This is a genomic window from Candidatus Protochlamydia amoebophila UWE25 (assembly GCF_000011565.2).
Lineage (GTDB): Bacteria > Chlamydiota > Chlamydiia > Chlamydiales > Parachlamydiaceae > Protochlamydia > Protochlamydia amoebophila.
The window spans coordinates 1814670-1828681 of the sequence record NC_005861.2 but is presented as its reverse complement, the minus strand read 5'-3'; the positions used below and the strand labels follow the sequence as shown (position 1 = coordinate 1828681).

Below are 14012 nucleotides of genomic sequence, written 5' to 3'. Positions count from 1 at the left end.
AATCAAAGCATCTGATATTCTAAAAAAAAGCGAGTTCAACATGTTTGATAAATTTACGAATCGTGCAAAACAGGTTATTAAATTAGCCAAAAAAGAAGCGCAGCGACTTAATCATAATTATTTAGGCACAGAGCATGTCCTTTTAGGACTACTTAAACTAGGCCAAGGCGTTGCGGTTAACGTTTTACGAAACCTTAATATTGATTTTGAAACCGTGCGCAGTGAAGTAGAAAAATTAGTGGGATACGGACCTGAAATCCAAGTTTACGGAGATCCAGCCTTAACTGGAAAAGTAAAAAAAGTTTTTGAGTTTGCAAATGAAGAAGCAGCCAATCTAAATCATAATTATGTGGGGACAGAGCATTTATTGCTTGGTTTATTAAGACAAACAGATGGCGTTGCCGCACAAGTTCTAGAAAATTTAAATGTCAATTTGAAAGAAGTGCGTAAAGAGGTTTTAAAAGAACTTGAAACTTTTAACTTACAACTTCCTCCCATTAGTGGAGCTGGTATTAGTCCAAGTAACCCATCACCTGGCAGTGGGGGAAAAGGTTCTTACGAAAAAGTAGCTGCTGGAACTGCTAATGATAAAATGCCGGCTTTAAGAGCTTATGGACACGATCTAACTGAAATGTGTCGCGAAGGCAAGATGGATCCGGTCATAGGTCGAAAAGAAGAAATTGAGCGACTCATTTTAATTCTGTGTCGGCGTCGAAAAAATAATCCAGTTTTAGTCGGAGAAGCAGGAGTCGGTAAAACTGCCATAGTAGAAGGGCTTGCTCAAGCTATTGTAAAAGGGGATGTGCCTGATACTTTACGTAAGAAAAAATTAATTACACTTGATTTAGCTTTAATGATTGCCGGTACTAAATACAGAGGACAATTTGAAGAACGTATTAAAGCTGTTATGGATGAAATCAAGAAAAATGGAAATGTTTTACTGTTTATTGATGAATTGCATACAATTGTTGGCGCAGGTGCTGCTGAAGGAGCTATAGATGCTTCAAATATCTTAAAACCAGCTCTTTCTCGTGGAGAATTGCAATGTATTGGCGCAACAACAATTGATGAATATCGGAAGCACATTGAAAAAGATGCAGCTTTAGAACGTCGCTTCCAAAAAATCTTAGTTGCTCCTCCAAGTGTTGATGATACTATTGAAATTCTTTATGGTTTAAAACCTGAGTATGAGAAACATCATAAAGTCATTTTCACTAACCAAGCAATTCGTGCTGCCGCGGTCTTATCGGATCGCTATATTCATGGGCGTTTTCTACCAGATAAGGCGATTGATTTAATTGATGAGGCAGGCGCCAAACTGCGTATCTCTATGATGAATCAGCCACAAGACATTAGTAAGTATGAGTCAGAAATAGAGGCCACAAGGTTGGCTAAAGAAGAATCTATTGGTAAGCAAGAGTATGAAAAAGCTGCCAAATTACGTGATAAAGAGAAAACCTTGCGTGAGCAGTTACAACAAATTCGAGCTGAATGGGAAATTAACAAAGAAGAGCATGAAGTCATTGTTGAGGATGAGGATGTAGCAAATGTGATAGCAAGGCAAACAGGAATACCTCTCAATCGATTAACTGAAGGTGAACTACAAAAAGTTCTCAAAATGGAAGAGATCTTAAAAGAAGGAATTATTGGCCAAGAAGACGCTATCAAAACAGTTTGCCGTGCCATTCGTCGAAGTAGAGCTGACATTAAAGATCCAAATCGTCCTATTGGAGCTTTTCTCTTTTTAGGTCCTACAGGAGTTGGGAAGACACTTTTAGCTAGGCTTTTGGCAATTAACATGTTCGGCGGCGAAGATGCACTCATTCAAGTCGATATGTCGGAATATATGGAAAAATTTGCCGTCAGTCGCATGACAGGTTCTCCTCCTGGCTATGTAGGGCATGAAGAAGGCGGACAGCTAACAGAACAAGTTAGACAGCGACCTTACTCAGTGGTCCTGTTTGATGAAATTGAGAAAGGACACCCTGATGTCATGGATCTTCTGTTACAAATACTTGAAGAAGGGCGTTTGACAGATTCTTTTGGAAGAAGAGTTGATTTCCGAAATACAATTATTATCATGACCTCTAACTTGGGGGCTGATCTTATTAAGAAAAGTACTGAGATTGGTTTTGGAGCATCTGAAGGGTCGTTAGATTATATTCATATTAAGGAGAAAATTGAAAGCGAAGTCAAAAAACGATTTAAACCTGAATTTCTTAACCGTTTGAATGACATCGTTATTTTCCATCCGCTTAATCGAGACAATTTATTGCATGTGATTTCTTTAGAAATTGAAAAACTTAGCAAACGTCTAGCTCGACGCGAAATATTTATCGAGCTTGATGATGCGGCTAAGAATTTCTTGGTAGATAAAGGCTTCCAAGTAGAAATGGGAGCTCGTCCATTAAGACGTACCATTGAACAATTCTTAGAGGATCCTTTAGCAGAGCGGATTTTGATGAATCCTAATGAAGGACGTCGTTGTCATGTGACAGTGGAAAACGAAGAGATTGTCATTATTGACGATGAAATTTATCCTCTTCATGGAAAATCTACTACTGCTAGTTCTGCAATCAATTGAAATTAAAAGGTAGCTCAATAATTCTTTTGAGCTACCCTTTTCAAAAAAGACTGAAAATCTTTCCGAGTCTCACTATAATTTTTTATTTGTTGCCACCGCCTTTATAATTAGCTTGATCTATAGCTTATCTTACAAAATTAGATAGTCTTAGTCAGCCATTAATTAATTTAGCATAGCCATAGGAATTCTAATTCAAAATAAATTAAAACGACGCAACTGAATGATTTTAATTAAATACGCTTCCTATTGCCCAAGAATGCGCATAATTATTTCTCTCCTTTTGTGTTGGCTATTCGCTAACAACTGGTCAATAACTAAAGTATATGCGCTGTATAGAAGCTTATCGATGTTAGTTTTTGTTTTTATTTGATTTGAATAGTTTTATCCCAAAAAAGGTGGGAGAGAAAATTTAATATCTGATTATAAACAACAAGAACTAAAAATAAATTTAAAAAAATTACTTTGAGAGATGTAGATAATTTTATAGAGTGGGCAATAAATGGTGAAGTTACAAAATACATGATGTGAAACAGCTACACCTCTCGAAATGATGCTGTAGAATTTTTAAAAATGTTGTTGAGTAGCAACTATGATTTAAGGCAGGATATCTTGGCGAAAAAGTCATAGGAACTTTCACGCTTGATAAAGGCAAAGGAGCTCAAATTTGTAAAGTTGAGTTAGGCTACGTAATATCGAAAAAATAATGCTACATAAGCAGTCAAATTAGTAATTCAAGCAGGTTTCGAAAATCTTGAGATTGAAAAAATCGAAGCTTTGGTAGATCTCACAAATATTAGTTCTCAGTGAATTTTAGAAAAAATTGGTTTATTAAAGAATAATTACTGAAAAATTATATTATTCAAAAGGGGATTATTCAAAACTGCTTTATTTGTTCATTTTTAAAATCTTCTTGTTTGTGAAAATAAATATTTTAAAACAATTTTCTATCTTTTTTACAACTTCCATTTTTGATTTTTTTGTTATTACAATTCAAGCTGTATTAGTTCGCATCCACTCAGGAATCAACAAACTAAATGTTTTAAAGCCCCCTGTAGATCTTAAACGTGCTAACCCATGGTGCGTGATTTTATGGCATCTACTTAGGTCCAAATGCGCAGGGTCATGGAGGAAGCCAAGTGCGCTAATCCAGCGTCCGTAATCCTTTGGCAATTAGGCAGTTCTAAGTCCTGCAGAGCGATTAAAGATGTTAAATGCGCTAATCCAGCGTCGGTGAGATTAGGGCATCCTTTCAGATCTAAATACTTTAGAGCGACTAAAGGGGTTAAATGTGCTATTCCAGCATCGGTGAGTTGATAGCATCCTCTCAAATCTAAATGCTTTAAAGCCACTAAGGATCTTAAATGCGCTAATCCAGCGTCGGTGAGATGATAGCATTCACTCAGATCTAAATATTTTAGAGCGACTAAAGGTGTCAAATGGGCTAATCCAGCGTCCTCGAGATCACCGTTCCAACTCAGATCTAAATGCTTTAAAGCCACTAAAGGTGTTAAATGCGCTAATCCAGCGCCCGTGAGATTATGGCAACAACTCAGATTCAAATACTTCAGAGTGACTAAAGGTGTTAAATGCGCTAATCCAATGTCCGTGAGTTTATAGCATCCGTCCAAATCTAAATGCTGCAGAGTCACTAAGGTTGACAAATGCGCTAATCCAGCATCCGTGAGATTTGTGCAATAGGACAGATTCAATTGCTGTAAATTCACTAAAGGTGTCAAATGTGCTAATCCAGCGTCAATAAGTTTACATACATTTAAATTCAAATGCTGCAAAGTCACTAAGGGTGACAAATACGCTAATCCAGTATCCGTGAGATTTGTGCAATCGGACAGATTCAATTGCTGTAAATTCACTAAAGGTGTCAAATGTGCTAATCCAGCATCCGTGAGATTATAGCACTGACTCAGATTCAGATACTTTAAAGTGACTAAGGGTGTCAAGTGCGCTAATCCAGCATCCGTGAAATTGCAGTTATTCAAATTTAAATGTTGTAAGTTTATTAAAGATTTCAAATGTGCTAATCCAGTATCCGTGAGATTATAGCACTCACCCAGACCTAAATAATTTAGAGCGTCTAAGAATGTTAAGTGCGTCAATCCGGCATCCGTGAGATTATGGCACTTACTCAAATCTAAATACTGTAAAGCCACTAAAGGTGTCAAGTGCGGTAAACCAGCATCCGTGAGATTGCAGCATTTTTTAAGATAAAGCACTTTTAAATTTTTACAAGTTTTTAACGCTAAGAGATGGGCATCAGTCAAATGGGCATTTTCTGAAAAATTGAGTGCTTCCACCTCATTTGAGAAATAATTTAAGATTTTTTCAAATTCCGTTAATTGAGAAGTCTGATTTAATAATGAACCCACAACTGTAAGCTCTAAATAATTTTTTAGAGTGTCTAATTGATATTGTTGCGCAAAATTTAAAAGTTCTTTTAATTCCACTAAGCTGTCTTCATTGGAATTGAACAACTTAAATTTCTCTGATTTATACCCATTAAGCAACTGTTCTTCTAAATTTTTCACAACTTCAGTCAGTTGATAATAATCGGCTAATTGAATGAAAGAAAGAATGTCTTCCACAGGAATTTTAAAACTAGCATCCACCAGGCAATTGAGCAGATAAGCAAACTCTTTTTGTGTCAAAGTGAGAGGATCTTGAAGAGTTTCTTGAAAATTTCCTGACCAAAGATTCTTAAAATAGGGTGATTTTTCCCTTAACAAAGATATTTGAAAATTAGAGATAATTAGAAAAGTTCCATCCTGAAAGCTCAGTCTAGAAGAAGGGAAGACAAAATCTGAAGTTTGACTCAAGCTTGATCTTGATAAAGATACATCAGATTCTGTTTCTAGATAAGTTATAGAATTAGAAATAACAATTTCTTTTTGTCTCCACAAAACCCCTTTCCATTGAAATTGAGCTAAATCTTTTTTGAGATAATTAAAGAATAGACTTGAAAAACCCTGGAAAATTGTTTTGCATAATAAATTTATTCGTTCAAAAAAATTTAAACGTTTGTTTGAACGAGAGTAAGAATGAGTGTCTGGTTTGACGATGGGAGTAGGCTGATGAAAATTTGAATTATGAATGTGCATAATTACCCTCCAAATTAGCTAAATAATTTTTAGTTATATCATACAATTCATATTAGGGAAAATTGATTAGACAATTAAAGTTAAAGAGAAAATTTATTTTTATCGATCTATAATTGAAAAAATTTTGATCCAATATGAAAAAACCCACAAAGAAATTGGTTCCAATTTCATTACTTAAATGAGCAATTCTTAATTTATTGAACAAGGAATAGATAAATTTATTTGTTCAATTGGAGCCAAAATAAATGTATTTTTGCCTAAAGGGGTAAAAAAAATCTCTACTAATTCTACAATAGGTTAAATCAAAAGTAGTAATGAAAAGTAAATTGAAAGAAGAGGAGACGAGCGAGAGCAAAGGCATTTTCTTTGCATCTTAATTCAATATAAATTTTTATTGCTTCTTAAAGAATGGAAAAAGGGTATCATTCACATTGGCGCACATTATAACCAACTCAGATTCAAAAATGTGGCGCAATTACTAAGAGTTTAAAATACGCCAATCCAGCTACGCGTTTTGTCCATCGTTCAATATTAGAAATTTTAAAATTTTATTTGTTTTGGAAAATTGAATAAAATTTTTATATCCAGCACCATTGAGAGTTTTTGCACCAATACATATCCAAATGTGATTTAGTTACTATGAATTTAAAATGCGCCAATCCAGCATCCGTGAGATAGCGGCACCCCAAGTAGATCTAAATGCTGTAAAGCGCCTAAAGGGTGTTAAATGTGCTAATCCAGCGTCCATGATATTTTGCTGCACCCGTTCAGATCTAAATGCTGCAAGGCCACTAATGGTAACAAATGCGCTAACCCAGCGTCCGTGAGATTTATACAATAGCTCAAGTTTAAATGCTGCAGAACCACTAAGGATGTTAAATGCGCTAATCCAGCGTCCGTGAGATTAGGGCACCCACGTAGATATAAATGCTGTAAAGCTACTAAGAGAGTCAAATGCGCTAATCCAGCGTCAGTGAGATTAGAGCACCAATTCAAATTTAAGTACTGTAAAGCCAATAAGGGTGTCAAATGCGCTAACCATCTTCCGTGATTTTATGGCATCCACTTAGGTCCAAATGCACAGGGTCATGGAGGGAGCCAAAGTGCACTAATCCAGCGTCAGTAAGTTTACAGCACCCACGTAGATATAAATGCTGTAAAGCAACTAAAGGTGTTAAATGCGCTAATCCAGCGTCAGTAAGATTCCAGCACTCACGCAGATCTAAGTACTGTAAAGCTACTGAGGATGTTAAATGCGCTAATCCAGCATCCGTGAGCCTAGGGCAATCACTCAGATCTAAATGCTGCAGAGCCATTAAGGACGCCAAATGTGCCAACCAGCGTCCGTGAGATTTTCGCACCCGCTCAGATCCAAATACTTTAAAGCTACTAATGGTGATAAATGCCTCAATCCAGCGTTAGTGAGATTACTGCAAAAGCTCAGATCCAAGCGTTGCAGGACTGCTAGGGGTGTCAAATGCGCCAATCCACGATCTGTAAGATTATTGCATAAACCCAGATATAAATGCTGCAGAGCGATTAAAGGTGTTAAATGCGTTAACCCAGCATCAGTGAGATTTCTGCATCCAAACAGATCCAAATACTGCAAAGCTACTAAAGGTGTCAAGTGTGCTAATCCAGCGTCCGTAAGTTTTCTGCAACGCCTAAGATTTAAATGCTGCAGTGCTACTAAAGGCGTCAAATGCGCTAATCCAGCGTCAGTGAGATTATAGCAATCATTTAAATCCAAATGCTGTAAATTCTCTAAGGGCGACAAATGCACTAATCCAGCGTCCGTAAGATTTCTGCACCAACCCAGATTCAAATGCTGTAGGGTCACTAAAGACGTCAAATGTGCTAATCCAGTGTCAGTGAGATTATCGCAAAAGTTTAAATCTAAATGTTGCAGGGTCACTAAGGGAGCCAAATGCGCTAATCCAGCGTCCGTGAGATTTCTGCAAAAATTTAGACCCAAATGTTGCAAGGCCACTAAGGATGATAAATGCGTTAATCCATCGCCAGTAAGATTTTCGCACCCAAACAGATTCAAATGTTGTAAAGCTGCTAAAGGTGATAAATGCGCTAATCCCGCATTTGTGAAATGTTTGCTATGGCTTAGATTCAAATGTTGTAAATTCTCTAATGGCGACAAATACGCTAAACCAGCGTCAGTGAGATTTTCGCAATCAAACAGACTCAAATGCTGTAAAGCTACTAAAGGTGACAAATGTGCTAATCCAGTATCAGTGAGGTTTTTACAACCTTCAAGATAAAGCGCTTTTAAATTTTTGCAATTTTTTAACACTAAGAGATGAGCATCGGTCAAATAAGCATTCCTTGAAAAATTAAGTTCTTCTATGTCATTTGCGAAGTAATTTATAATTTTTTCAAATTTTGTTAAATCAGGCGCCTGATTTAATAAAGTACTCACAACTGTATATTCTAAATAATTTTTTAAAGCGTTTAAGTGATATTGTTGGGCAAAATTCAAAAGTTCTTTTAATTCTACTAGACTGACTTCGCTGGAATTAAATAGCTCAAATTTCTCTGATTTATACCCATCAAGCAACTGTTGTTCTAAATTTTTCACTACCTCTGCTAGTTGGTAATAATCGGCTCGTTGAATGAGAGAAGAGATTTTTTCTAAGGGAACTTTAAAATGAACATCCAGCACGCAGTGGAATAGATTAGTAAACTCTTTTTGGGTCAAAGCCAGGGGAGTTTGAAGAGTTTCTCGAAAATGCCCTGACCAAAGCCCCCTAAAATAAGGTGATTTTTCCTTTAACAAAGCCAGCTGAGAACTGGAAAGATGCAGAAAATTGCCATCTTGAAAGTTCAATTTAAATCCTGAAGGAAAAAAAAGTTCAGAAGGTTGAATTATTGGCTCAATTTTTTCTGAGGAAAGTTTATTTGAAGGATTTAAGTCCGTAGAAGTATTTGGAAAGTCTGTTGCAAGTTTATTTTCACTGGCAGGATAATTACTTCCTTGTTGTTGGCGAGTCCTTGGCGAAGAAGAAGTAGGATTTAAACTTGATAAAAATGAACGTAATCTGTCATTTGTATCGCCGTTAGAAACGGCAATTTCTTTTGTTCCCCAGAAAATTTCTCTCCACTGTGATTGGAGTTGATCTTTGTTGACATTATTAAAGAAGAGATTTAGGAAGCTTTGAAAAATTGTTTTGCATAATAAAACAATGCGTTCAGAAAATTTTAAATGCTCGCTCAATGAATTATAAAAAGGAATATGTGGATTGACTGTGGGAGTGTTAATATTATTATGTGTATTCAAAATTACCACCTGGATTATTTAAATAAAAGTGAATTATATATTATTTATCATATTATACGAATAAAACTCATTTAAATATTAATGAAATTAATTGGATTTAAAATAAAATTGTTTTTATTCATCATAGATGAAACATGTGGCAATTTTTAATTAAATTTCAAATATTTAAACCCTTATTTGTATTATACTATTAAAAACTTGTTAGAATCGATATAGTTTAAATACAAAAATTTGGTCTTTAGTACGAAGGTGCTTAAGCCTGTTAGATTAGTTATAAAAATGCGTTAATTCAGATTAGTACAATATTATATAACCCAATTCAAATGAAGTTATAATCAACCCGCATAAATTTTTTAACAGTTACTAAGGGAGTTAAATGCACTAATCCAGCGTCGGTGAAATTACGGCTCTAACTCAGATCTAAATGCTCTAATGCGACTAAGGGTGCCAAGTGCGCTAATCCAGCGTCAGTGAGTTTAGGGCACTTAGTTAGATTTAAATGTCGTAAATTTACTAAGGGAGTTAAATGCGTTAATCCAGCGTCCGTGAGATTATGGCACCAACTCATATCTAAATGCTGTAAAGCCATTAAGGAATTTAAATGCGCTAATCCAGTGCCTGTGAGATTAGGGCACTGACTCAGATCTAAATGCTGTAAAGCCACTAAGGGTGTCAAGTGCGCCAATCCAGCATCCGTGAGATTATGGCATTTATTCAAATTCAAATACTTCAGAGTGACTAAAAGTGTTAAATGCGCTAATCCAGCGTCCTTAAGACTAAGGCAATTACTCAGATCTAAATGCTGCAGCGCCACTAAAGGTGACAAATGCGCTAATCCAGCATCCGTGAGATAATAGCACCAACTCAGATCTAAATGCTGCAGCGCCACTAAGGATGTCAAGTGCGCCAATCCAGCATCCGTGAGATTGCTGCACCAACCCAGATCTAAATGCTGCAGCGCCACTAAGGGTGACAAATGCGCTAAACCAGCATCTGTGAGATTGCTGCACCAACCCAAATTTAAATGTTGCAGAGCCACTAAGGGTGACAAATGCGCTAATCCAGCATCCGTGATATTTCTACAATGGCCCAGATTCAAATGCTGCAAAGCCACTAAGGGAGTTAAATGCGCTAATCCTGCATGTGTGAAATTATAGCACCAACTCAGGTTCAAATGCGTTAAAGTCAATAAAGGTGTCAAGTGCGCCAATCCAGCGTCGGTGAAATTAGAGCACTCACTCAGATTCAAATACTGTAAAGCCACTAAGGATGTCAAGTGCGCCAATCCAGCGTCAGTAAGCCTAGGGCAATCACTCAGCTCTAAATGCTGCAGCGCCACTAAAGGTGACAAATGTGATAATCCAGCATCCGTGAGATTGCAGCATTTTTTAAGATAAAGCACTTTTAAATTTTTACAAGTTTTTAACGCTAAGAGATGGGCATCAGTCAAATGGGCATTTTCTGAAAAATTGAGTGCTTCTACCTCATTTGAGAAATAATTTAAGATTTTTTCAAATTCCGTTAATTGAGAAGTCTGATTTAATAATGAACTCACAGCTGTAAGCTCTAAATAATTTTTTAGAGTGTCTAATTGATATTGTTGCGCAAAATTTAAAAGTTCTTTTAATTCCACTAAGCTGTCTTCGTTGGAATTGAAAAACTTAAATTTCTCTGATTTATACCCATTAAGCAACTGTTCTTCTAAATTTTTCACAACTTCTGTCAGTTGATAATAATCGGCCAGTTGAATGAAAGAAGGGATGTCTTCGAAAGGAAATTTAAAATTAGCGTTGATTAGAGAATAGAGTAGATGAGTAAATTCTTTTTGTGTCAAAGCGAGAGGATCTTGAAGAGTTTCTTGAAAACTTCCTGACCAAAGACTCTTAAAATAAGGCGATTTTTCCATTAACAAAGATTTTTGGAAACTTGAAATATTTAGATGAGTATTATCCTGGAAGCTCAGTCTGGAAGAAGGGGGGGCAAAGTATGAAGTTTGACTCAAACTTGATAAAGATACATCAGATTCTGATTCTAAATGAGTTATAGTAAAATTAGAAATGACAATTTCTTTTTGTTCTCCTAAAAGTTTTCTCCATTGAAATTGAAGTAAATCTTTTTTGAGATAATTAAAGAATAGGCTTGAAAAACCCTGAAAAATTGTTTTGCATAATAAATTTATTCGTTCAAAAAATTTTAAATGTTTGTTTGAACGAGAGTAAGAATGAGTGTCTGCATTAACAAGGAGATTACTAGGATTAAAACTTGGGTTATGAATATTCAAATTTACCATCCAAATTAGTTAAATAATTTTTATTATATATATCCTAATTAATATTAGTGATATTAAATATGCGATTAGAATAAAGTGAAAATTGCTTTTATTGATCAAACTCTTATTCATACTATTACAGTTGTTAGAAAACAAGTAAAAATCAATATGGTTTAAATGCAGCATCTTTAATCTTTAACAGGAAAAATGCCTAAGCCTGTTAGTAGGTTAATTGGGAAAGAAATGTTTTACAGGAACAATGCTTGAATATGTTTTTTCAAAGCAATTACACTTAATTTCAGGAAACTCGAACACAATCTGGAAAGCCTACCTAATTTCAACTGTTTGCTGAGAATATCTCACCAGCCATTCCCAAGCATTTCATTATGTATTTTTTTGAGAATTGAAGGATTAGGCACTATTTTATATCATTCAAAATGTTGCATCTTTTGATGTGTTAAAGGAAAAAAGATGCTCCAATGGACTTCTCATCTCAAAAATAGTGAACATTTTTGTTTCGCAATTTGCTGCCTTAAATCAAAGCTAACAGTTAGAAAGTTTTGAAGATTAAAAATTTATTAAATTATCTTTAAATTTTTTTAATTTTGTTCCCTCTGTCGAATTGACGATGATTTTTTGATCCATTAACCACTGACTTCAAAGCATCGATGTAAAAGTGATAGATGAGCTAAAACTGTTACAAATAAGATCTGATGATAAAGCTATTTGGGTTATATAAACAGAGGAGTCATTAAAGGTATTTTAGCTTATTCTGTCTTTTTAAATACGCACAAGAAGCCTGGTATATTCGTTCAGTAAATAAAATAGTCATTGCGTTAATAAAAATGACAAGCGACAAAATGGCCCTTTTGTACTTCTTTTAAAGAAGGTTTTATTTTTTTACAAATCGAACTTGCCAATTTACAACGAGATTGAAAAGGACATCCTGTAGAGGTGTCAAGATGGGAAAAAGAGTCGTTTAGGATAGATAATGATGTTTGCTTTGCTTCTAATGAAAGAGTAAAAACCGCTGCCAAAAGTGTTTTTGTATAGGGGTGGAGAGGATTTTCATAAACAGCATTAGTCGGCCCCAGCTCAACAAAATTACCTAAGTACATGATAGCTAAGCGATGTGTAAAATAGCGTAAAACTTCTAGATCATGCGAAATTATAAGATAAGTTAAATGATTTTTTTGTTGGATGTCTTTCATCAAATTAATTAATTGTCCTTGAACAGATGCATCCAAGGCGGAAAAAGGTTCATCACAAATAATTAATTGAGGATAGAGAGCTAAGGCTCTAGCTAAAGAAACTCTTTGTTTTTGTCCTCCACTTAACTCTTGAGGAATTCTTTTTAAAAAGTCTGCAGATAATCCCACTTGAGACAACAGTTGGTTTAAGAGTTTACTATCAGTAACTTTTTCTTTTTGATCATGAATCAAAAAAGGCTCTTGTAAGATTTTTTCAACTGTCATGCGAGGATTAAGAGAGCTTGATGAATGCTGAAAAACCATCTGTATATGCCGGCGCATAAGCTTCAAGTCTTTTCTGTTCAATTTAAGAAAATCTTTATTTTGAAATTTTATAGATCCCGCTGTCGGTTCAATAAGTCTGACAAGAAGTTTAGCCAAAGTAGTTTTTCCACACCCGCTTTCCCCTCCTAATCCAAAAATTTCTCCTTTATTAAGTTCAAAAGAGATGTTGTCGATAGTTTTCAGAACTTTGTTACCTAAGCGAAATTCTTTAGAAAGGTTTTCAACTTTTAAAATCTCAGGCATCACTATTTTTTTCCTTTACTTTGAGCCAGCATGCGGCTTTATGATGATCATTTTCATTCATCGGCGGGGCTTCCTTCTGACAAATTCGCATAGCATGCCGACATCTTGGCCCAAAAGCACAAAGGGATGTCTGAGCAAAAAGGGAAGGAGGAGATCCTGGCAAGGTAAAAAGAACCTCATCTTGAAAATGCATTAAGCTTTTTTTAGCTTGTATGAGTCCTTGTGTGTAGGGGTGTTTTGGAGACTGAATCACTTCTTTAGCAGAACCAGACTCAACGATTTGACCTGCATACATAATCAATAATCGATCGCAAATATGAACTGCTACACCAAGATCATGCGTGATAAGCAAAATAGTCATTCCTACTTCTTTTTGTAATTCTTTCAAAAGATTTAAAACTTGTCGTTGTGTGGTCACATCTAAAGCAGTTGTTGGCTCATCGGCAATAACAAGGGAGGGATGGCAAGCTAATGTCATAGCTATGATGACACGTTGTTTCATTCCGCCACTAATCTCATGAGGATATTGTTTCATCCGTAGAGCGGCATTATTGATGCCAACTTTATTTAACCAATTGATTCCTTGATAATAGGCTTCTTGTTTATTTAATTGGCAATGCCATAGCAATCCTTCGATGAATTGATCTGCAATTGTTTTAGTTGGGTTGAGTGCAAGGGATGGATCTTGGAAAATCATTCCAATTTTTTTCCCCCGGACCATTTCTATTTGCTTATCAGAATATTTTAAAATATCCGAACCTTGAAATAAAATTTGACCGGAAACTTTTTGGAGAGAAGAGGGAAAGATCTTCAAAATTGAGGAAGCAATCAAACTTTTGCCACAACCCGATTCTCCTAAAAGCCCTACAATTTCGTTGGAATAAAGTTGAAAATTAACACCTCTTAGGGCATGGAGGGAACCATGCAAAGTTTCAAGGGTGAGAAATAACTGACATACGTCAACAAGTGGCTGAATCAT

6 protein-coding genes and 3 pseudogenes are annotated in these 14012 nt (G+C 35.6%); 2 read left to right on the top strand and 7 right to left on the bottom strand.

Going from position 1 to position 14012, the window contains the following annotated elements:
* Nucleotides 1–40: 40 nt before the first annotated feature.
* Both PC_RS11995 and PC_RS07250 read left to right on the top strand, forming a co-directional pair.
* A pseudogene (locus PC_RS11995) lies at nt 41–502 on the top strand (Clp protease N-terminal domain-containing protein); the annotation flags it as partial.
* An 87-nt stretch (nt 503–589) separates the two neighbouring features.
* Nucleotides 590–2584: pseudogene (locus PC_RS07250) on the top strand (ATP-dependent Clp protease ATP-binding subunit); the annotation flags it as partial.
* Nucleotides 2585–3684: 1100 nt separating this feature from the next.
* Here the strand turns inward: PC_RS07250 and PC_RS07245 are convergent.
* The 7 genes and pseudogenes from PC_RS07245 to PC_RS07215 form a co-directional block, all read right to left on the bottom strand.
* Nucleotides 3685–5697 carry a BTB/POZ domain-containing protein gene (locus PC_RS07245; RefSeq protein WP_011176056.1) on the bottom strand — a complete coding sequence of 671 codons (2013 nt, stop codon included), beginning with the start codon at nt 5695–5697 and terminating at the stop codon, nt 3685–3687.
* 732 nt (nt 5698–6429) lie between these two features.
* Nucleotides 6430–6726: a leucine-rich repeat domain-containing protein gene (locus PC_RS07240; RefSeq protein ID WP_011176055.1), complete on the bottom strand. Its 297-nt coding sequence runs from the start codon at nt 6724–6726 to the stop codon at nt 6430–6432.
* Between the two features lie 5 nt (nt 6727–6731).
* Nucleotides 6732–7058 (bottom strand): leucine-rich repeat domain-containing protein, encoded by a 327-nt coding sequence (locus PC_RS11765; protein ID WP_232086070.1) that lies wholly within the window; start codon nt 7056–7058, stop codon nt 6732–6734.
* Nucleotides 7013–8986 carry a leucine-rich repeat domain-containing protein gene (locus tag PC_RS11380; RefSeq protein ID WP_011176054.1) on the bottom strand — a complete coding sequence of 658 codons (1974 nt, stop codon included), beginning with the start codon at nt 8984–8986 and terminating at the stop codon, nt 7013–7015. Before PC_RS11380 ends, PC_RS11765 begins: the two co-directional genes overlap by 46 nt.
* Before the next feature lie 412 nt (nt 8987–9398).
* Nucleotides 9399–11276 (bottom strand): annotated as a pseudogene (locus PC_RS10050) (BTB/POZ domain-containing protein); the annotation flags it as partial.
* An 815-nt stretch (nt 11277–12091) separates the two neighbouring features.
* Nucleotides 12092–13033, bottom strand: coding sequence for an oligopeptide/dipeptide ABC transporter ATP-binding protein (locus PC_RS07220; protein ID WP_044045186.1), 942 nt, complete (start codon nt 13031–13033; stop codon nt 12092–12094).
* A complete protein-coding gene (locus PC_RS07215) occupies nt 13026–14012 on the bottom strand; it encodes an ABC transporter ATP-binding protein (protein ID WP_011176051.1) in 987 nt (328 codons plus the stop codon). Before PC_RS07215 ends, PC_RS07220 begins: the two co-directional genes overlap by 8 nt.